The following is a 17,663-nucleotide window of genomic DNA, read 5'->3' as shown; positions in this document are numbered from 1 at the left end:
AGGGAACGATGCGTGTCATTCTCATCGCATCGATCGTTCTGGCAGGGCTCGCCGGCGGCGCGGCGCTGCTGGCGCAGACGACGGACGAACTCGACATCCAGGCGATCAAGGCCCGGGCGGCCGCCATGGCTGCTGATGCCGAGACCTTCGTCGCGCACGTAAAGGATCGTGGCGACGCGCTGCGGGAAGAGGCGTCGTCGGCGGCCGATGGGGGCCACGAGAACCTGAAGCGGCTTTCGGCCGCCGATCTGCCAGCGGGTCCCAAGGGCGTCGTCGATTTCGACGAACTGGTTGCCGGCGCCGTCGGCAATCTCAACGCACCGCGCGGGCAGGCACCGCAGTTCATCGCGTTCGCTAGCCTGTCGATGCCCGAGGAGTCCCTGAAACGGATGATCGCCGACGTCTCGCGCGCGGGCGGTGTCGTGGTATTCCGCGGCTTTCCGGACAATTCCATGAAAGCGTTCCAGACCGCGATCGCGCGCCTTGTAGAGGATAGGGCGGACCACGCGAGCATCGGGATCGATCCGCGCTTGTTTCGCGCGTTCGAGGTCCAAGCCGTGCCGACCTACGTCGCGGTCGGCTCCGATTTCGACCTTTGCGAAGGCTTCCGCTGCAAGAGCGTCGTTCCTCCGAACGATCGCCTGACCGGAAATGTCACGGCTGAATATGCCTTGGCATCGTTCGCCGATGGGGGCGGGCCCGGCGCCAAGGTGGCGGCCGTCGCGCTCGGCAATCTCCGGAAGACACTGCCGTGAGGCCGAGCCTCGCCATACTGGCGGTGGCCATCCTGGCGACGTTGAGTCCTGCCTTGGCTCAGGAGACGACGGCCGATGCACGGGCGGAGGGCAAGGCGATGGCTGAAGCTTTCCGTCAGGATGGCACTCTGGTTCCGGACACGGATAGCCAAGCCTTCGAGGTGCCGGGCTACCATGGCAATACGCTGCCGCAGTCGTCCTATTTCGACGATCCCGACAAAATGGTCTCGGATGCTTCGGCGCAGACCTCCTCTAACGAAGGCTATACAACTGTCATCGAGGGCGACCGCGTTCGCCCAAAGTTTGATGCCGCCGAAATCAAGGCCGACATCGCGCGCGGACGTGCGATCGAGGAGGACCCAGAGGCCTATCTCGATGGCGAGGAGATCAGTGGGGGCCAGGGAAGCTGCATTCCGCTGCCGCCAGGCCACCTGGCAGAAGGCTGGTATGAAGCCAGCTGCAATGTCGGCAGTCAGCTCAACGAGCAAGCCCGCTCCTGCACGATCCCTCTGAACGTCACTGTCCAGAAGCGTGAAACCTACACATACTGGGCGGGGCGGATGAGCACGATGCCTGCGGATGGTGGTGTCTATCCCGCCCGGGCAGCGTTCGATGACGAGGTCGCGAGCGGGATCTGCCAGGAAACGCGCGCGATCGACTATTGCAGCAATTTCGGGCCGTTCGGCTTCACTCCGGCACCATCGTGTCCGTCGCTCGGCCACACGGCATATGAGCTAAAATGTACCGCGCCGGCACAGGGCATCACGCCCGGCTATTATCATCCCGGAATCGTCCTCGCGACCGGAGAATACTGGCTATCGAAGGACGGGGAGGCCTCGACCGTCACAGCGACGCGTAACGAGGCAGCCTGCGCGCCCTTCGCCGGTGATGCGATGTGTGTCCAGCAGGAGGAAATCTGCACCTCGAGCGATCCTGTGACGCGCATCGTTGACGGCGTTGCCGTCACGCAACCATGCTGGGCGTGGAACCGGAGCTATCTTTGTCACACTAAGTCTACCGGCAATGACTGCCCGTCACTTGAGGCGAATGCCCAATGCACCTTCCTGCGCGAGGAGTGCCTCGACGATGACGAAGACTCCCCCGGCTGCGAGGTGCGTGAGCGGATCTACCGATGTCCGGTGCCGGGGTCAGGCGGCGACGCCGATGATAAGCAATATATTTGCGGCGACGATGTCTATTGCCTCAACGGCGAGTGCGAGACGATCGAACGCGAGGCGTCGACTGAGCTCAAGGATGCCTTGGTAGCGCTTCATGCCATCGGGCAGGCGGGCGAAGAGTTCAACCCGGATGAGCTGACCGTATTCAGCGGCGATCGTGAAACCTGCCACAAGCCGGTGTTCGGCCTGATCAACTGCTGCGCTGGCAAAGTGTCTGGCCTGCTCACCGTCGGCGCCGGTGCGGCCGCGCTTGCCGGCGGTCCGGCGGCGATCGCAGCGATCGCTACGCCGTTCCTCACCCTATTCGCCTGCTCTACTCAGGAGAAGATGCTCGACATCAAGGATCGCATGGGATTCTGCCACAAGGTCGGGACCTACTGCTCGTCGAGTTTTCTCGGCATCTGCAAGACCAAGCGAACGACTTATTGCTGCTTCGAAAGCAAGCTGTCCCGGATTCTGCAGGAACAGGGCCGCATCCAGCTCGGCAAGCCTTGGGGGGCGCCGAAGAACGAGCAATGCCGCGGATTCTCGATCCACGAGTTCGCGGGCCTCGATCTGTCGAAGATGGATTTCACCGAGGTCTACGCCGAGTTCATCGACGCGGCAAAGCTGCCCGATGAGGTTCAAACGATGTCCGACATTCAGAAGAAGATAGAGGAATACTATGCCCGATCCGCTCCTGGCGGCGGCTGATCAGCCCCGCCCTTTGCCGCTGCGGACACCCGGTGCTCGCCGGCGCCGGGAGCCTGTATCCCGAAGTCACGGTAGTTCATATCGGCGCGTTCCCTCCTTGCTGGTGGCCTTGGCGGTTGCGGTCACCGCGCTGGCTTGTGGTCCCTCGTTCGCCGCGGATGAGGAGGGAGCAGGGCAGTCTGCCGGTGACCCTTTCTATTGCGGCGAGCGCCGCCTCGGCACCTGGTTCTATTGCGATCCGGCACGCCGACCGCCCCCGGACAAAACACAGGTTCCGACCGTCCCCGCTGCCGAGCAACTCGCAGCAGTGAGGGCGACCCTCGATGAGCTCAAGGCACGCGCGATCCTCCATCCCAGCGAAGAGAACGTCATCGCCTATGTGCGTTTTCAGCGTGAACAGCTCGATCGCGCCTCGACCTTCTCCGACGTCTGGCAGCGGGCGATCTGGCAGCACCCCGATATGGACTACACCCTGCAGCGCCCGGTCTCGACCTTGGGCAAGCGGCTGTGGATCGACAATCGCAAGGCGGACAGGGACGCGGTGCTGACTCGTCTCGGCGAGCGCTACGGCCTGTTCTATTTCTACGCGCAGAGCTGCGCCGCCTGTGATGTAGCTGGCCCGATCCTGCGCTCGGTGGCCGACAGTCATCGCCTGACCGTGATGGCTGTGTCGATGGATGGCGGCCCATCAAAGGATTTTCCCAACTACCTCGTCGACAGCGGCCAGCGCGAGCGCATGGGGATTCCCGGTCGAGAGACGCCGGCGCTCGTTCTGTACGATACCGTGACGAAGCGGACGCTGCCCGTGGGTTACGGCATCTTGTCGGCCGACGAGATCATGGACCGCATCTTCACCCTCACCAACACCACAGTCGGGAGTGATTTCTGATGCGACGCCCTCTTCGATCGGCAATCCGCGCCGCTTCTTCGGCGATCGCTCTGATCGCTACGCTCAACCTGTCAGTCGTGCAGCCCGCGCAAGCCGGTGTGGCCAGTGAGATGAACGCCTTCTTCAACGACGCCGGCGGTGCGGCCAATATCACCGGACCAAGCGCGTTCGAGGGCCAGTCGGCGGGTTATTATTCTCTCGGCAATTTGTGGACGCGCTTTCCCCAGAAATCGGTCTCGCCTTTCAATCTCCAGCTCCCGTCGGCGCGCGCAGGATGCGGCGGAATCGACCTGTTCTCGGGGAGTTTCTCCTTCATCAACACCGCCGAAATCGTCGCTATGCTCAAGGCCACCGCCAACAACGCCTTGGGCTTTGCATTCAAGCTGGCGATCGACTCGATCAGCCCGGAGATCGGCAAAGTGATGGATGAGTTCGCGCAGAAGGCGCAGCTCTTAAACCAGATGAATATCAGCTCCTGCGAGACGGCGCAGGCACTGGTCGGCGGCTTATGGCCCCAAATGGACACAACACGCGCCACAATCTGTGAGGCCGTCGGTAACAGCCAAGGCATTTTCTCGGACTGGGCGGCCGCCCGGCAGAATTGCAACAACGGAAACCGCCGGGATTCAACGATCGCTGCGAACAGTGATCCAGCGATGAAGGATCAACTGGTCGGCGAGCCCCACAATTACACTTGGGAAGCGCTACGTAAGTCCAACAAGTTCGGCGCGTTCGACAAGGAATTCAGCGAATATATCATGACGTTGGTCGGCACAGTCGTAACCCGTCCCTCCACCGATCCAAGCGTCGGAGGGCAGGTCACAATGGTCGGGCCTGCCGAAGAGGCCGTGGTCACCGCTCTTCTCGATGGCACAGCCGGGGGCGCAGCGGTCAACATCCTGCGCTGCGACGAAGAGACGCTATGTCTCAATATAACGACTCAATCGCTCACCATCCCGGAAAGCGCCGCGCTGCGGCCGCGGATCGCATCGATGATCAAGGATATCGCTGCGAAGATCCGCACGGACGTCGCGATCGATGCGGCCGAGAAGCAACTCCTCAACATGTCGAGCATTCCGCTGTTCAAGATCCTCGCGGTGCAGTCAGCGGCGCGCTACACGCTCACGGACGGCGAGATCCAGACGCTCGCCGAGATCGTCTCGGTCGACATATTGAACGCTATGATCGACAACATGCTCGATCGCGTCGAACAGGCCAAAATCCACTATCAGACCTTCGACCAGGAAACCGCCGCGCAATGGCGCCAGCAGATCGCGGCGACCCGTCAGAAATTCCAGCAACGCGGCGTGCGCCTCGATCAGAAGCTGCAGGTCACCATGCAGATCATCGACCGTTCGATCATGCTGGAATCGACGCTCCAGAACACGATGACGCCGGGTATGTCGGCCGCGCTCAATTTCTCGCGGGGTCTCAGCGCGCAGGGCCTTCAGTAGGGGGAAGGCTGACCATGCTCGAAGTCTTCACGATCGGCGGCGGCGAGTACATCGTCAACACCTTCAATGCGGTCGCGGCCTGGGCAGGCGGAGGGGGCTACCGGTCGATGCTGCGCGTCGTCATGGTGATGGGCCTGATCTATTCTCTTCTAGTGGTGGCGTTCAGCCTCGACTGGCGTGCCTGGTTGAACTGGTTCTTGCAAGCGACGGCGATCTACATGTGCCTGATGGTGCCGACCGTCAGCATCAAGGTGACGGATCATCTCAACCCCTCGCTCGCGCCCGCTACGGTCGACAATGTGCCGATCGGGCTCGGCGTTATCGCGAGCTTTACGAGCCAGGTCGGGGATTATCTCACGAAAACTGCCGAGACTGTGTTCGTTATGCCCGCAGCGCTCAACTACACGACCAACGGCATGGTCTATGGCTCCCGCCTGTTCGATGCCACGCGAAACCTGCGCATTCGCGATGCCGAATTCGCCACCAACCTTGAGGAGCATTTCAAGGCCTGCGTCTTCTACGACGTGATGCTCGGTTTCAAGTCGATGACCGACCTTGCCAATGCACCGGACCTTTGGGCGGCCATCGGTCCCGGATCGCCGGCGCGTTCCCAGATTTGGATCACGCGTATATCCGGCGGCGGTGTCGAGAGCCATATCCGGACATGCAGCGACGCCTATTCCGCCCTCGATGCGCAGTGGACGCCGATGATCGAGGCCAACCTGCCGATCTGGGGAAAAGAGCTCTATCCTCGCCTGAGCAATGCCCTGGCGGCCCAGAAGCTGCGCGACGACGTGCCGGTGGTCAATCAGGCTTTCACCGGCACCGGGGGAGGCCATGTCGGGATCTTGCGCCAGAACACCGCGATCAACGCCTTCATGCAAGCGCGCAACTCGATGTCCGGCGGAACCGGCGCAGCCGCGATCGATACTTTCGCGATGACACGTGCCGACATCCAGGCACGCAATACCTATGGTTCGATCGCGCAGCAGGCCATGAGCTGGGTGCCGGTTCTAAACGTCGTGCTGACCGTCGTGTTTTTCGCGATGTTCCCGGTGATCTTTCCTCTGTTCCTCATGCCTAGGACGGGCGTGCCGACGCTGAAAGGCTACACGGCCGGCTTCTTCTACCTCGCTGCGTGGGGACCGCTCTATGTGGTCCTCCACATGATCATCATGGGTAGGGCGACCGGCTCGGCAGTAGCGATGGCGCCCGGCGGTGTAACACTGTCAACCTTCGCCGGCATCGGCGCCGTGAACGAGGAGACGGCAACGATCGCAGGCTTCCTCTTGATGAGCGTGCCCTTCCTTGCCGCCGGAATGGCGCGCGGCGCCATGGGGATCGCGAGCCACTCGATGGCGATGTTGGCGCCGGCCCAGAACGCCGCTGAAGCGGCCGCGCTCGAGCAGACCACGGGCAATTATTCCTACGGCAATGTCAGCTACGGCAACACCTCGGCCAATATGCGCCAATCCGATCAATGGTCGACGGCGCCGAGCTATCTGGCCGGGCAATCGCGGATGGATTTCCGCACGGACAACGGCACGATTATCTCGAACTATGGCACTGGCCAGGATGTAATCGACACGACAGGCGCGATTTCGCGGCTCGCCTTTACGCCGACAATGTCGACAAACAGCGTCGCAGAAATGCGGCAGGTCGCCTCCGAGGCACACCGGCAGGCCGAAGCCTATCGTAACAGCGCCACCTCGCTCCTGACGGCTACCGATCGCGACGCATCCGTTCACACGCGCTCCAGCGAAACGACCTCGGGCGTCGAGAGCGCCAGCGGCTCCCAATCGGCCACATCTGTCGACCGGTTCGATCGTCGGACCGCCAATACATCGGAAGGGATCGAGCAATCGAATTCCGATACCGATAGGTTCTCCGTTACGGACAATCGCGGGCGCCAAGCCATAGTGCAGCAATCGGTTGAAGGCTCGGTCGGCACCGGCCTTGGCCGTCGCGGGCGCGCTGGTGGTAGCGGTGGCGGTGGTCCCCTGTCTGGCTCGTTGGGGGCGAGCACCTCAGCGCGCGGAACGCAGCAGTCGGATTTGAGCCACTCTACGAACCGGAATATCTCCAGCGAAGATCGTAGTGCTTCGTCAAGCAGTTTCCGCGACGACCACGCGAGCGGCTCCAGCGCCAGCGAGTCCGCCGGCACCTACGAACGCTCGGGCAGCTTCAGTCGTTCGTCTGTTACGGACTCAAGCGCGAGGATTTCCGAAGAAAGCCTTGCTCTTGCTCAGTCCTACCAACGGTCGGCTGAAAAGCTCGACGAGATCGCGCAGTCCCTGTCCCGGGACGCAAGCTATGCGGAGTCACATGGGCTCAATCTCAGCGAGAACCTGAGCCAGGATTTGGCCCAATGGTACCGCGCGGAGCAGGCACGCAACCCAGCGATCAATGTTCCCGACCTCTGGGCCACGGATTTGTCAGCGCATGATCGCGCGACGCGCAACGCCATGATCGAAAGGTGGATGGACGATCGTCTTGATACCATTCGCGAGGAGATCCGCTCGGAAATTCATGAGCCCAATCTCGTATCCGTTCAGCGTCCTGATGTTGCGTCCGAAAACGATGTGCGCGGCCACTACACACCTTCAGGCGGTAGCCGGCGCCCCTCGGGTCCGGGCAGCGGAAACGACCCTGGCGCGGCCGGAGCGATCATCGATCAGGGTCGAGTGGAAATCGATCAAGGCCGCGCCGCGGCGCAGACGGGAAGGGCGGTGAACAGGCAAGGAGGCTCGCGTGCGCGGTCGGAAGTAACGGACAGTCAGAATGTCGGCTTCTTCAACGACCCTAAACTGCGCGACTGAATGACGCGATCAAATGATCGTCGAGACAAACGCAAAAAAGGCGAGGATGCTGGCAACAAAAACAACCGTCAAAACTACTTGCCACTTCGTGGAGGCAGGATCCGCTACGTCTGCGGGATCGTCCCCAGGAAGGTACTCAGTCCAGTCGATCTTCGAAGCGTGGACGGCACCAGCCGGCGAGTCTTTAGTAGCGTTGTAAGTGTCCCAATCGAACTGGCTCATCGAACCAACCTCCTGCCCTGAACATAGCACGAACGAGGACAATCACAAAAGCAAATACAGGTCATGGCGACATGAGGTTCAAGGCGGAGGGGAGAATTATGGATCGGAAGAGATCAGAAATTGAGAAGCTGCTGGAGGATCCAGCGACTAGCTTCTGGCTCAAGGCCGCGCTGCGCGCCGCGCTAACGCGAGATCCAATCGATGCCGAGCGGGATGCCAGCACGCTCTACCTCGTGCTGCGCTGCCGCGCTGAGCAAGCGTTGAAAAGTGACCTTGCGACCGCTCGGCCTCGTCGGGGCCGCTAGCGTGTTGCCCTTGGTAAGCGAAGGAGACGAAGATGGGATGGGAATTCGAACAAGCCGGGAAGTTCGGCAGCGAGAAGGCGGCCGACGATTATGCCCGTCGCAACAACCTTGATCCAAGCGATGTCCAAATCACCCGGAAGGGCGGCGAGATTGAACTCAACATTCGCAGATCCGCAGTCGACGGTCGCAGCCTTCGCGACCGTGGAGAGGGCCGTCGGGATGGTTGGGGCTGAACGAGGCCGCCATGCACACAACGGAAACGCTTCAATCGCTCCTGCCCATCCTGGGCCTTGCTGTCTCGGCGGCGGTCATACTCTCGCTCTTGCGCGGGTTGACGGGTGGCCTGGGCCCGCCCGCCCCGGTGGCGAAGCCGTTCATGACCAAGCGAGAACGGGCGATGCTGGCGGCCATTGAGCAGATCCTGCCAATGTATCGCATCCATGCCCAGGTTGCGATGGGCGCGTTGCTCAGAATCCCTTCCCGGCCAGGCCGACGCTCGACGCCTGCAGACCGCAATGCTTTCTCTCAGAAGATCGTCGACTTTGTAGTTGAGGACCCGGCCACCGGCGCGGTCGTGGCTCTAATCGAGGTCGACGACGGCTCACACCGGTTCGACAGGGACCGCAAGCGAGACGAGATGACCGCGGGCGCGGGGTATCGCACGCTACGCGTGCCGGCGACGGCAAGGCCGGCCGTGCCCGAGATCCTCAGATTTGTGGGCGTTCTTAGAGAGGAACGGGGATGACCGGGTAACCAGCGCGGATCGACCGCGAGAAGGATCATCTGACTGCGAGTTGGGCGTCTTTTCGATCCCAGCAATCAACATCGGATCAGTGCTTTCGCTGACCTTCCAAGGCGGAAAAAGTGGACGGAGCCTGGCTAGTCACTATGCCATCGAGTGCCATTTGCAGATGTGCCGCAGAGTGCGAATTGCCGCCCTTCTGAAACAGAATTGCAAGTGCTTCCAGCATCAGCATGACCGCGCGAGAGCGCTCAGGATCGGCCGAACCCATGAGTGACCGGAGCCCTCTTGTGAGGTCCATCTGTTCTCTACCAGATGCTTCTTCCGCCTGTCGTAGCCGTTGCTCGACTATGTGATCGATAGTCGCAGCAGAAAGCGCGACACTACGCAGCGTTTCGTTCGCCCGTACAGTTCCGGCGCGAGGGGGTCCATCAGGCGCTACGGTCGCATCTCTTGCCAAGATTTCGAAGGCACTACGCAAGGGCAGCTCTGCCTCCGAATCCAGGCCGTTGATGAGCTGTATGGCGTCGTGCACTGCCTCAGCAGCTACGCCATATAAGAAAGCAGGGCTCTCTTCATCGTCGCTTGCCAATGTGCCCTGCACAGGAGGAGCCTTTTCCATATTGTCTCCACTTACTCGCTTCGGAACGCCGCGTGATTTGGCCGCTGCCCCTGCTGGTGGATAACATGTTCCGCTACGATTCGGAACGATAGTTCCTAGAATGATCGTTCCGATGCTGGTTCCCGTCTCAGCATGGAACTCCGGGAGATCATGGCGAGGAATCTGCGTCGGTTACGTCATGAAGAAAAGCTGACGCAGGAGGATCTCGCGGACCGGGCCGGCCTCAGTTCCCGCTACATCGGGGCGATCGAACGTGCGGATGTTTCCGCGAGCATCGATGTCGTTGGCAGGATTGCGAAAGCCATTGGTGTCGATGTGGTCGAACTGTTCAAACAGCCATAACCCCTGGCAAAGCTACGAAGATGATGAGACCAGAACGCGATCGGAGCAGTTACGCGCCGCGCGTGCCGGCGCGGGCACGGACCCGCAGCTCACGCTCACTTCCCCCGAATTCGAGGACGTCACTGTTCTCCAGATGGTCGTCCCGAGTTGAAACCGACTACGAAGCGCGCCGCCAGGACACTCAGCCGCGGAGGCGTGAAAGGACCCGCGCCGCGACATTGCTTCGCACCGCAAGCTTTCTGCCATAACGGAGCGCAGTGGTAGGTGAACTCCAACGGAGCGCCTGAGCGATACCGACTCCATCCTCGCCGGCAGCAAACAGATCTTGCGTGAGGCCGACCCGCAATGAGTGTGTAGACAAGGCTTGTATCGCGTCGTGCATTTTGCCGGCCGGCAGCTTCACCAGTCCCTTGTCATAGGCGGCGAGCGCCACACGGCGATAGATGCCGTTGACGCCTTGCCGGGTCAGAGGCGCTGTTCCGATGGAATAGGTCGTTCGCGCGAGGGCAGTTTCCGGTTCCGCTTCTCGCGCGCGCCGCCGGTCGACCCCGACCCTGCGGAACAGCGGGCCTTCCTCGACGCCGATTGCTTCCAACCACGCCCCGACCCGTCGCATGGTCTCGGCCGACAGCCAGGCCCAAGCGCCTTCCTGCTCCTGGTCGGTCTTGGAGAAGGGGATGAACAGCGTCGCAGAGCCATCGTCCTGCGGATCGATATGCCTGGCTTCCACCATGGTGAGTTCGCTTACCCGCAGGCCGGCATCATAGCCGAGCGAGAGCAGGGCTGCGTCCCGCAATCCCTGCAGGTCGCCACCGCAGGCTTCGAGCAGCGCGGCGAGCGTGAACCCCTTGGGAGCGTATGGCTCTAGCGCCTTGCCCAGTCGCAAGGGGGCTGCCTGGCGCTGCAGGGCACCCCGGCGCCGACGAACGGCCTTGAGAGCCGCCCGCACCATTGGCGCGTCGGTGGGCGGGGCATCTCCGGCTAGCCCCATCATGCGGTGGACCGAACCGAGGCTCGCGATACGCCGGGCGAGAGTCGCGGGCTTTTTCCCCTTGGCGTCGAGCGCGTTCACATAGCGGACCATATCCTCTGGATCGGCCGGTAGCGGTGACCGGCCTTCCTCGGCGCACCATTGGCGCCAGCAATCGAGATCCGCTGCGATCGCTGCTTTTGACGCATCGGCCATCGCCGCCAGAGTCGTCTCGAGACCGAGCTGACTGATCGGCGGTAGATCGGTCGGAACGATTCCGCCGATCGTGCGCAGCAGCCGCATATCGACGGTTTCGGCGTTCGCTTTCCGCGATCGTGTCGGCAGAGCAGTGTCATCCGTCCTGACGACAATGATTTCAGCGGCGGACAAGCTGGCGGGTTTCTCGGTCATCGCTTGCTATGACGCCCTGCGCTGGGAATTGCGACCATGCGGCACAAAGCGCGGCACATCTGTGCCGCGTGCAGGGAAGGGCGCTCAGACATCATGGATTTTGGGGATGCGCGCCTGGACAGCAGCGCAGAAACGATCGCGTGCTTCGTCCCAGACCGCCTTTGCCGCATAGCCGACCATCAGAAGCCAGAAGGTGAAGAACGCGGCCGCTTGCGCATTGTCGTCATGCGGCCCGGCATGGAGGCTGCTGACCACAATGCGAATCTTGTCGAACATGTCGGCCAGTCCGAACAGCAGCCCCAGACCGATCAGAAAGAGCCACGGCCCTGCGAGATGACGCGATCGCAGGATGACCTTGGCAATGCCACCCACCGCGATCGATCCCAGGAAGGTCGCACCCGCCAAGACATAGAGCAGCCACCGGCCCACGGGCGTCAGGACAAGCGCGCCGTCGACGTTAGCGCCGGTGGTCTGCGTAAGGATCACGAACAGCGTGATCGGGATCGCGATCAACGCCCACATGCTCATGGTATAGCCCAGCGCGACCAGCGCCTGCGCGCCAAGGCGCCGCAAGCGCGGTCCGCACCACAGACGGAATGCTCTAAAGGATCGTGTCATGTTCACCCCCCTCTTCTTCCCTATACTTACCATAACATCCCATTATGGTAAGTGACAAAATGAAGCGGGAAGGGCGGTTTTGGGCATTTTTTGCCACTCGATGAGAAAGCAGATTATTGCCGCTTCGCAGTGCAACGCGAGCGGCTCGATCGTTATCGCCGCGGACGGCCGCGAGGTGGTCGAGGATTATCGCATGACCCAGCTATCGCTGCGCGGCCAGCCCGTAAGCTTCCTACGGAGCCAGCTCGACGCCATGAAGATGGTGCGCTGCGCCGATCTTCCCATCATCCGCGATGGCCGCAATGTCGAGGTCGCCGGCGTCATCCTCGTGCGCCAGCGGCCCGGCTCGGCCAAAGGCGTGCTGTTCGTGACCATCGAGGACGAAACGGGCATCGCCAATGGCATTCTCTGGCCCGACAGGTTCGAGATCTATCGCCGGCAGGTCATGTCGGCTTCCATGATCGCCATGCGCGGCCGGCTCCAGAAGGAGGTGATCCACATCATCTGCGACCGCATCACCGACCACGACGCCATGCTACGCTCGATCACGCGGATGGACTTCGCGGTGGCGCCGGGACGCGGCGAGGGGGTGAAAATTGGCGGCGGTCCCGATCCGCGAGGGTCCACATGGGCGCCGCGCGGACCGGGCCTGCACCTCGTTGTTGTGTTGGCTACGCGACCTAGTAGCCCGCCTTCGCGCACAGCGCCTCGAGCTGGCGCACCTTGGGATGATCGGCGCCATGCTGGCGCCGATAGGTCGGCCGGTCCGCGCATACCTTGCGCTGGAACGCCGGCGTTCCCGGCGCCGGGGAGGCTTCCTCTCGGGATGCCTGCCGCTCCGCTGCGCGCTTCGCCTCCGCCTCGATCCTTGATCGATAGAAAATCCCTTCCGCCGCTTGGCCCGGACTGATCACCGGAGCAATGTCCTGGGCGGTGGTGGGCAAGGCGAACATGGCCGCGCATAGCGCAAATATGAGAATCCGGGTCATCGCGATCTCCTGCCACCGCTTACCGCGCGGAAGTCGCCCAACTATGACGGTAGCGGTTCCATCGACGCGAAGCGTGTCGCGGACGGGACGAGCCGCGCCGTTCGGAACACGTGGGCCATCCTGGATCTACCAATCAGCGACGTCGTTGTTCGCTATTTCGCCGACTTTTCGATATTTATGCCATTTCAGGAAGCGCACGATCGCGCGCGCCTGCCTCCGCGGCGGTTCCCTCCTGAGCTCGGGATCGGCCATCGTATCGGCCAGCTCGCCAATGAGTGCCGAGCAGTCGAGCTTGGCCCGATACTGGTCGAACAGGGCGCAGAACAGCTCGCCATATTGCGCCTGCGCGTGCAGCGTCGCCCGATAAAGGACAATGCTGCCGATCAATGCGAATCCCGCGAGTGTCAACAATGGGCCAGCTCCCGGCAGGACCGTCGGCGCCCAATCCGGCAGCCACGCCCGCAATATCGCATAGATGAGGCACGCCGGTACTGCGAGCGCCGCAAGGACGGCCCCATAGAGCGCGCTGTCCACGATGGCCTGCCTGTCATCCAGCTCGCCACGGAGATCCTTGTCGACGGCAACCCACAGGCGATACCAACCAAATACGCCGTCTATGCCGTATTTGCGGTCCGGATAGGTTTCCGACGCGGTGATCAGGTTGCCCAGCCGCGTGGGATAAACGGCCTCGAAACTACCAGCTGCGTTCAGCGGAAACTCGCGCAGCTTGAGACTCAGTTCGAGGCGCTCCGGCGAACCCGACGCCAGCGCGCTCCGCTTTGCTGTTAGGCGCGCAAGCTGCTTCTGTTCGAGCTCGAGACCCAATTTCCGCAATCGACCCGGCCAATAGCGCCGGCCTTCCGCCAACATGTAGATCGGCATGTCGCAGAGCAGGACGAGCCATCCCAGCAGAAGTATGCTGACCGGCAGCATTGCGCTATCCGCCACCGCCAGCCCGAGCGCTCCGCGCACTTCGACAAGAAGCGGCCAAAGGATCGCAGAGAGCATCGTTCCCGGCAGAACCAGGCGCAGGATGAACTTGGTAGCGAAATCGAACGGCAGCTTCATCTATTCGTCGTCGTCCGTGCCGCCGCCATGCGGACCGGCCATGAGCCGCAATGTCTTGCCCGCCTTGAAGCGCACCGACCGGCCCGGTCGCACGTCAATGGACTCGCCGGTGCGCGGGTTCCGGCCGACGCGCGCCGTCCGACGCGCCACGCTGAACGTGCCGAAGCCGACGAGGCGGACCTCCTCGCCTCTGTTCAACGCGCCGGTCACGGATTCCAGGACCGCGTCGACGGCCTTTGACGCATCCTCCCGGCTTAGGCCGGTCGACTGAACGACCTGCGCGACGAGATCCTTCTTGTTCAAGCTGGCCCCCTATACTTACGGCACCGATAAATGAGCCTAAGTCAAATCACCGAGAAATGCCACGCTGAGCCACAAGTGTGACCGTTTTGGCATGCTGGCACTCAAGCCGCCGACGGGATGGACTCCGGCCACCTGGAGGCAGGAGAGATCGCCTTCCCCGTTCCAGCATTGCAGGATCGGCCTTCCATAGTGGTCCGTGTCGAGCTGGCGACACATCACCCTGCCCTGTGCGACCAAGGCGCGCAGGTTATCGCGGCTATTATGGTAAGTGAGAAAATCGCGCGGGGAGAGGTTTTGGGTGTTTTGCCGAGGTCGCTGCTCAGCCCGGAGCACAACGGCTCTGATGTCAGTCAAGCGAGCATTTATGGGTCAGGCGAAGCTGCGCCGTCCTCGGCCGACCTATCGGGCTGCAACAACAGGAGATCCGCGCTCACGTTCAGCCCACGCGCTATCCGCTCGATATTGTCGATGGATACGTTGCGCTCACCCCGCTCGACGCCGCCGAAATACGTCCTGTCCATCTCGATGTCGTAGGCAAAGTCCTGCTGACTCATGCCGAGCGCCTTCCGGTAGCGGCGGACATTTGCCGCCACGATGCCACGTAAAATTCCGGGAGAAGTGCGTTTCACCCTTCATAAATCGCCCGCAAGATGGTTATAAGGCGACGGGTTTTAAGTATCATTTTATCCGCTACGGCGAGAATCGTGTGTCGGTCGGAGATAACGATATGTGCGCGCATGAATAGCCTTCTGCCTGTCGACCGATCGCTCGATCGTCCTGAATTCCCGTTTGGGTCTCGCGGGTTAAACCTTGGGGCGTCAGCCGGCCTGCAAGTCGTCCTTGGTCCCCTTCTGGACCGCCCTGTGGCGCTTTCTCCTCTCCAGCGGAAAGCTTCCCGGCGGTTCGAGCCCGCCAGCTACAACAAAAAACCGCTGGCGGGGAGGGCGGGGTCCAGGACCCCGCCCTCATCGTTTCGATGCCGAAAGGTCAATGCGTAAATGGGAGTAAATGGGACATGAGGGCGCAATCGGAAGAAATCCCCTATGACGTCGCTGCGGTGCTTGTCGTCGAGGATGAGGCGCTCGTGCGTGCTATGGCGGCCGATATTCTTATGGACGCGGGCTATCGCACCTTTGAGGCGAGCGATGCACCCGACGCGCTGGCAATCCTTGAAGGTCGGAGCGACATCGGCGCAGTGTTCACCGACATTGAGATGCCGGGAATGACGGGTCTCGCTCTAGCCGCGACGATCCGGGATCGCTGGCCGCGGGTCTCCGTCCTCATAACCTCGGGCCGGCTGCGTCCAAGCGCTGGCGAGATGCCGACCGGAGCAGACTTTATCGCAAAGCCTTATCGTCCCGACGAACTTGTCGCGGCACTGGGCAGCATGCTTTTTTAGGCCGATTGGTCGCCGCCGAACCAGGGAACAGCAGGCCCACATCGACGCCGGTTTCCCGATTGCTTTATGGATCCCGCGGGACCGCTGTCACATTACGGTATCATACCCCTCATAGGGAGCGAGGCCTGCACTCATAGGGTCAGGCTCGGACACGCGACCTTCGCAAGACGGGCAATCCCGCCATGGCGAAGCGCGATCGAGAATGGATGGAGCACATCAAGGCGATGGCACGCTTGCGGCTCCGCACCCCGATAGCGTGGCCGCCTCCAGTTCTCCCCAGCGGCTCTCCCTCGAGATTCTTTATCGGGCTCATTTCCGAGACCTGGCACGCTATATCGGCAGGCGCTTCGGCTCTGGTCCCCCAGAGCCAGAGGAAGTTGCCCAAGCGGCATTCACCAGACTGGCGGCCGCGGACAATTTCGCGAGCCTCGATGACCCGCGGGGCTATCTCTATTCGATCGCGTGCAATCTGGTGATCGACCATCAGCGCAGGCAGGGTCATCGCAACGCGATCCATCGCGATTTGTCCTATCTCGACGAATATTTGCTGTCAGAATCCTCGCCCGAACGCGTCCTGCTTGCCAAAGAGCGATTTGCGATTTTCGAGGAGGCGCTTCGGGCAATGCCGAAGATGAGGCGGCGCATATTCCTTCTCGTGCGTGCGGAGGGCCATGCGCCGCGAGATGTCGCTCGCCAGTTCGGTATGTCGGATGCCGCGATCTACAAGCATGTGCAGCGCGCCCTGGAAGATTGCGCGTATGCATTCGAGAAGGCGGAACGGCGAGGGTGAGCGGCAAAGATCGGAAGCAAAATGGGCTTGGTGTCGACCGCGCGACTGTTGCTGCGTGGCCGGACCAGGTTCATCATACGAAGATGGAAGGTGAAAAGGACGAGCCCCCGGAATCTTGGCTGAACGAAAGCGGGGCGCCACGTCGGCATATGAAGTTCGCGTGGCGGGAAGCGACCCGTCTCCCGGAGCACCCCGACTATGCCGATCTGCTGGGCACCCCGACGTTTCGCGAGCGCTTTGTGGAAATCTGGCATCGGCTGAGCGAGGCGCGGCTGCCTGCTATCTCCGCACCCCGTGTGGGATTGGCTTGCGTTGTAGCGGTGCTCATTTTCTCCGGCGTCTGGATCTTGCGACCGGGCGGTCCCGACTACGTCACCCAAGTCGCCGAGGTGCGGGAAGTTCCCTTGGTCGACGGGAGTGTCGTCACGCTCGGCGCGCGCTCGGCCCTCGATGTGGCCTTCACGAACCGCGAGCGGCAGGTTCGCCTGGCAAAAGGCGAAGCCTTCTTCGCGGTCTCTCACGACCCGGAACGCCCATTCATCGTGCTTGCAGGCGGCAGGCGCATTCGGGTCGTCGGCACCAAATTCAACGTCAAATATGACGGCAATCGCGTACGGGTTTCGGTCCTGGAAGGGGTGGTCAACGTCTCGCGCGGGTCCGCCGCGTCCGACCGATCGTCAGGCGCAGATCGAAGTGCTGCCACGCCAACGGTGAGAGTCGTCGGGGGGCAGCAGCTCATGGTGCCTGCGACGGGGCCGTTCGCCCGTCCCCAGTCCTTGCACGGCGCGGAGCCGGGTGCATGGCGAAAAGGCCGCCTCGACTATCAGGACGCCCCTCTCGCCGAGATCGTCTCGGACGCGGCGCGGTACTATCCGCATGCGATCAGGATCTCGTCGCCTTCGCTCGCGAGCGAGCGCCTGACGACGTCTTTCCGCACCACCCAGATCGACCAGATGCTGGAGACACTGCCGAACACATTGCCGATCATCGTCCGGCGGGATGAGGACGGCACGGTTAGATTGGAGCGCAACGCCAGCGCCGGCGAATAGTCATCACGCGTTTTTTTGCGTGTGCGAAGTTTTCTCTGTCCAGTT

The 17,663-nt window shown here is 62.0% G+C and carries 19 protein-coding genes; 12 read left to right on the top strand and 7 right to left on the bottom strand.

Going from position 1 to position 17,663, the window contains the following annotated elements; translation table 11 throughout:
- Positions 1–8: 8 nt before the first annotated feature.
- The 5 genes from trbC to DFR49_RS03960 all read left to right on the top strand — a co-directional run bounded on the left by trbC (position 9) and on the right by DFR49_RS03960 (position 7,788).
- Complete coding sequence (gene trbC / locus DFR49_RS03980; RefSeq protein ID WP_119034500.1) at positions 9–755, top strand: type-F conjugative transfer system pilin assembly protein TrbC; 747 nt, start codon at positions 9–11, stop codon at positions 753–755.
- Positions 752–2,626, top strand: a complete 1,875-nt coding sequence (locus tag DFR49_RS03975; protein WP_119034499.1) for a conjugal transfer protein TraN — start codon at positions 752–754, stop codon at positions 2,624–2,626. Before trbC ends, DFR49_RS03975 begins: the two co-directional genes overlap by 4 nt.
- Positions 2,598–3,515 (top strand): conjugal transfer protein TraF, encoded by a 918-nt coding sequence (locus DFR49_RS03970; protein ID WP_245968223.1) that lies wholly within the window; start codon positions 2,598–2,600, stop codon positions 3,513–3,515. Before DFR49_RS03975 ends, DFR49_RS03970 begins: the two co-directional genes overlap by 29 nt.
- 110 nt (positions 3,516–3,625) lie before the next feature.
- Positions 3,626–4,969: a conjugal transfer protein TraH gene (locus DFR49_RS03965; RefSeq protein ID WP_425454924.1), complete on the top strand. Its 1,344-nt coding sequence runs from the start codon at positions 3,626–3,628 to the stop codon at positions 4,967–4,969.
- Positions 4,970–4,983: 14 nt separating this feature from the next.
- Positions 4,984–7,788, top strand: a complete 2,805-nt coding sequence (locus DFR49_RS03960; RefSeq protein ID WP_119034497.1) for a conjugal transfer protein TraG N-terminal domain-containing protein — start codon at positions 4,984–4,986, stop codon at positions 7,786–7,788.
- A 9-nt stretch (positions 7,789–7,797) separates the two neighbouring features.
- On the opposite strand, the gene DFR49_RS03955 is transcribed toward DFR49_RS03960, so the two are convergent.
- A complete protein-coding gene (locus tag DFR49_RS03955; RefSeq protein WP_119034496.1) occupies positions 7,798–8,010 on the bottom strand; it encodes a hypothetical protein in 213 nt (70 codons plus the stop codon).
- 337 nt (positions 8,011–8,347) lie between these two features.
- Here DFR49_RS03955 and DFR49_RS03945 point away from each other — a divergent pair, with 337 nt between their 5' ends.
- Positions 8,348–8,548, top strand: coding sequence for a hypothetical protein (locus DFR49_RS03945; RefSeq protein WP_119034495.1), 201 nt, complete (start codon positions 8,348–8,350; stop codon positions 8,546–8,548).
- A gap of 11 nt (positions 8,549–8,559) precedes the next feature.
- Entirely contained in the window at positions 8,560–9,060 is a 501-nt protein-coding gene (locus DFR49_RS03940; RefSeq protein ID WP_119035254.1) for a DUF2726 domain-containing protein, read from the top strand.
- 85 nt (positions 9,061–9,145) lie between these two features.
- On the opposite strand, the gene DFR49_RS21620 is transcribed toward DFR49_RS03940, so the two are convergent.
- Complete coding sequence (locus tag DFR49_RS21620; protein WP_147373631.1) at positions 9,146–9,679, bottom strand: hypothetical protein; 534 nt, start codon at positions 9,677–9,679, stop codon at positions 9,146–9,148.
- A 150-nt stretch (positions 9,680–9,829) separates the two neighbouring features.
- On the opposite strand from DFR49_RS21620, the gene DFR49_RS03930 reads away from it, so the two are divergent.
- A complete protein-coding gene (locus tag DFR49_RS03930) occupies positions 9,830–10,021 on the top strand; it encodes a helix-turn-helix transcriptional regulator (RefSeq protein WP_245968222.1) in 192 nt (63 codons plus the stop codon).
- Between the two features lie 181 nt (positions 10,022–10,202).
- Here DFR49_RS03930 and DFR49_RS03925 read toward each other — a convergent pair whose 3' ends face one another.
- Together DFR49_RS03925 and DFR49_RS03920 are read right to left on the bottom strand one after the other, a co-directional pair.
- Positions 10,203–11,402 carry a tyrosine-type recombinase/integrase gene (locus tag DFR49_RS03925; RefSeq protein ID WP_119034492.1) on the bottom strand — a complete coding sequence of 400 codons (1,200 nt, stop codon included), beginning with the start codon at positions 11,400–11,402 and terminating at the stop codon, positions 10,203–10,205.
- An 84-nt stretch (positions 11,403–11,486) separates the two neighbouring features.
- Positions 11,487–12,020: a hypothetical protein gene (locus tag DFR49_RS03920; RefSeq protein ID WP_147373630.1), complete on the bottom strand. Its 534-nt coding sequence runs from the start codon at positions 12,018–12,020 to the stop codon at positions 11,487–11,489.
- 100 nt (positions 12,021–12,120) lie between these two features.
- On the opposite strand from DFR49_RS03920, the gene DFR49_RS22505 reads away from it, so the two are divergent.
- Positions 12,121–12,930 carry an OB-fold nucleic acid binding domain-containing protein gene (locus DFR49_RS22505; protein WP_425454905.1) on the top strand — a complete coding sequence of 270 codons (810 nt, stop codon included), beginning with the start codon at positions 12,121–12,123 and terminating at the stop codon, positions 12,928–12,930.
- Between the two features lie 205 nt (positions 12,931–13,135).
- Here DFR49_RS22505 and DFR49_RS03910 read toward each other — a convergent pair whose 3' ends face one another.
- The 3 genes from DFR49_RS03910 to DFR49_RS03900 form a co-directional block, all read right to left on the bottom strand.
- Complete coding sequence (locus DFR49_RS03910; protein ID WP_119034490.1) at positions 13,136–14,077, bottom strand: hypothetical protein; 942 nt, start codon at positions 14,075–14,077, stop codon at positions 13,136–13,138.
- Positions 14,078–14,380: an HU family DNA-binding protein gene (locus DFR49_RS03905; RefSeq protein WP_119034489.1), complete on the bottom strand. Its 303-nt coding sequence runs from the start codon at positions 14,378–14,380 to the stop codon at positions 14,078–14,080.
- 362 nt (positions 14,381–14,742) lie between these two features.
- Complete coding sequence (locus tag DFR49_RS03900) at positions 14,743–14,973, bottom strand: helix-turn-helix domain-containing protein (protein WP_211325836.1); 231 nt, start codon at positions 14,971–14,973, stop codon at positions 14,743–14,745.
- A gap of 422 nt (positions 14,974–15,395) precedes the next feature.
- On the opposite strand from DFR49_RS03900, the gene DFR49_RS03895 reads away from it, so the two are divergent.
- The 3 genes from DFR49_RS03895 to DFR49_RS03885 all read left to right on the top strand — a co-directional run bounded on the left by DFR49_RS03895 (position 15,396) and on the right by DFR49_RS03885 (position 17,618).
- The gene (locus DFR49_RS03895) at positions 15,396–15,779 is read left to right on the top strand and encodes a response regulator (protein ID WP_119034487.1); all 384 of its coding nucleotides are present in this window, start codon (positions 15,396–15,398) and stop codon (positions 15,777–15,779) included.
- Between the two features lie 202 nt (positions 15,780–15,981).
- Entirely contained in the window at positions 15,982–16,569 is a 588-nt protein-coding gene (locus tag DFR49_RS03890; RefSeq protein ID WP_119034486.1) for an RNA polymerase sigma factor, read from the top strand.
- Positions 16,566–17,618, top strand: a complete 1,053-nt coding sequence (locus tag DFR49_RS03885; protein WP_119034485.1) for a FecR family protein — start codon at positions 16,566–16,568, stop codon at positions 17,616–17,618. The genes DFR49_RS03890 and DFR49_RS03885 overlap by 4 nt, the downstream gene beginning before the upstream one ends.
- Positions 17,619–17,663: the final 45 nt, after the last annotated feature.

The sequence above is a fragment of the Hephaestia caeni genome (genome assembly GCF_003550065.1).
Classification (GTDB): Bacteria; Pseudomonadota; Alphaproteobacteria; order Sphingomonadales; family Sphingomonadaceae; genus Sphingomonas; species Sphingomonas caeni_A.
The sequence above is the reverse complement of the archived record's forward strand: the minus strand, read 5'-3'. Positions and strand labels throughout refer to the sequence as shown.

What these genes read in the sequence shown, in the direction of transcription:
- trbC (WP_119034500.1), top strand. Translation starts at nt 9, where the DNA reads ATGCGTGTCATTCTCATCGCATCGATCGTTCTGGCAGGGCTCGCCGGC.
- DFR49_RS03970 (WP_245968223.1), top strand. Translation starts at nt 2,598, where the DNA reads ATGCCCGATCCGCTCCTGGCGGCGGCTGATCAGCCCCGCCCTTTGCCG.
- DFR49_RS03965 (WP_425454924.1), top strand. Translation starts at nt 3,626, where the DNA reads ATGAACGCCTTCTTCAACGACGCCGGCGGTGCGGCCAATATCACCGGA.
- DFR49_RS03960 (WP_119034497.1), top strand. Translation starts at nt 4,984, where the DNA reads ATGCTCGAAGTCTTCACGATCGGCGGCGGCGAGTACATCGTCAACACC.
- DFR49_RS03955 (WP_119034496.1), bottom strand. Translation starts at nt 8,010, where the DNA reads ATGAGCCAGTTCGATTGGGACACTTACAACGCTACTAAAGACTCGCCG.
- DFR49_RS03945 (WP_119034495.1), top strand. Translation starts at nt 8,348, where the DNA reads ATGGGATGGGAATTCGAACAAGCCGGGAAGTTCGGCAGCGAGAAGGCG.
- DFR49_RS03940 (WP_119035254.1), top strand. Translation starts at nt 8,560, where the DNA reads ATGCACACAACGGAAACGCTTCAATCGCTCCTGCCCATCCTGGGCCTT.
- DFR49_RS21620 (WP_147373631.1), bottom strand. Translation starts at nt 9,679, where the DNA reads ATGGAAAAGGCTCCTCCTGTGCAGGGCACATTGGCAAGCGACGATGAA.
- DFR49_RS03930 (WP_245968222.1), top strand. Translation starts at nt 9,830, where the DNA reads ATGGCGAGGAATCTGCGTCGGTTACGTCATGAAGAAAAGCTGACGCAG.
- DFR49_RS03925 (WP_119034492.1), bottom strand. Translation starts at nt 11,402, where the DNA reads ATGACCGAGAAACCCGCCAGCTTGTCCGCCGCTGAAATCATTGTCGTC.
- DFR49_RS03920 (WP_147373630.1), bottom strand. Translation starts at nt 12,020, where the DNA reads ATGACACGATCCTTTAGAGCATTCCGTCTGTGGTGCGGACCGCGCTTG.
- DFR49_RS22505 (WP_425454905.1), top strand. Translation starts at nt 12,121, where the DNA reads ATGAGAAAGCAGATTATTGCCGCTTCGCAGTGCAACGCGAGCGGCTCG.
- DFR49_RS03910 (WP_119034490.1), bottom strand. Translation starts at nt 14,077, where the DNA reads ATGAAGCTGCCGTTCGATTTCGCTACCAAGTTCATCCTGCGCCTGGTT.
- DFR49_RS03895 (WP_119034487.1), top strand. Translation starts at nt 15,396, where the DNA reads ATGAGGGCGCAATCGGAAGAAATCCCCTATGACGTCGCTGCGGTGCTT.
- DFR49_RS03890 (WP_119034486.1), top strand. Translation starts at nt 15,982, where the DNA reads ATGGATGGAGCACATCAAGGCGATGGCACGCTTGCGGCTCCGCACCCC.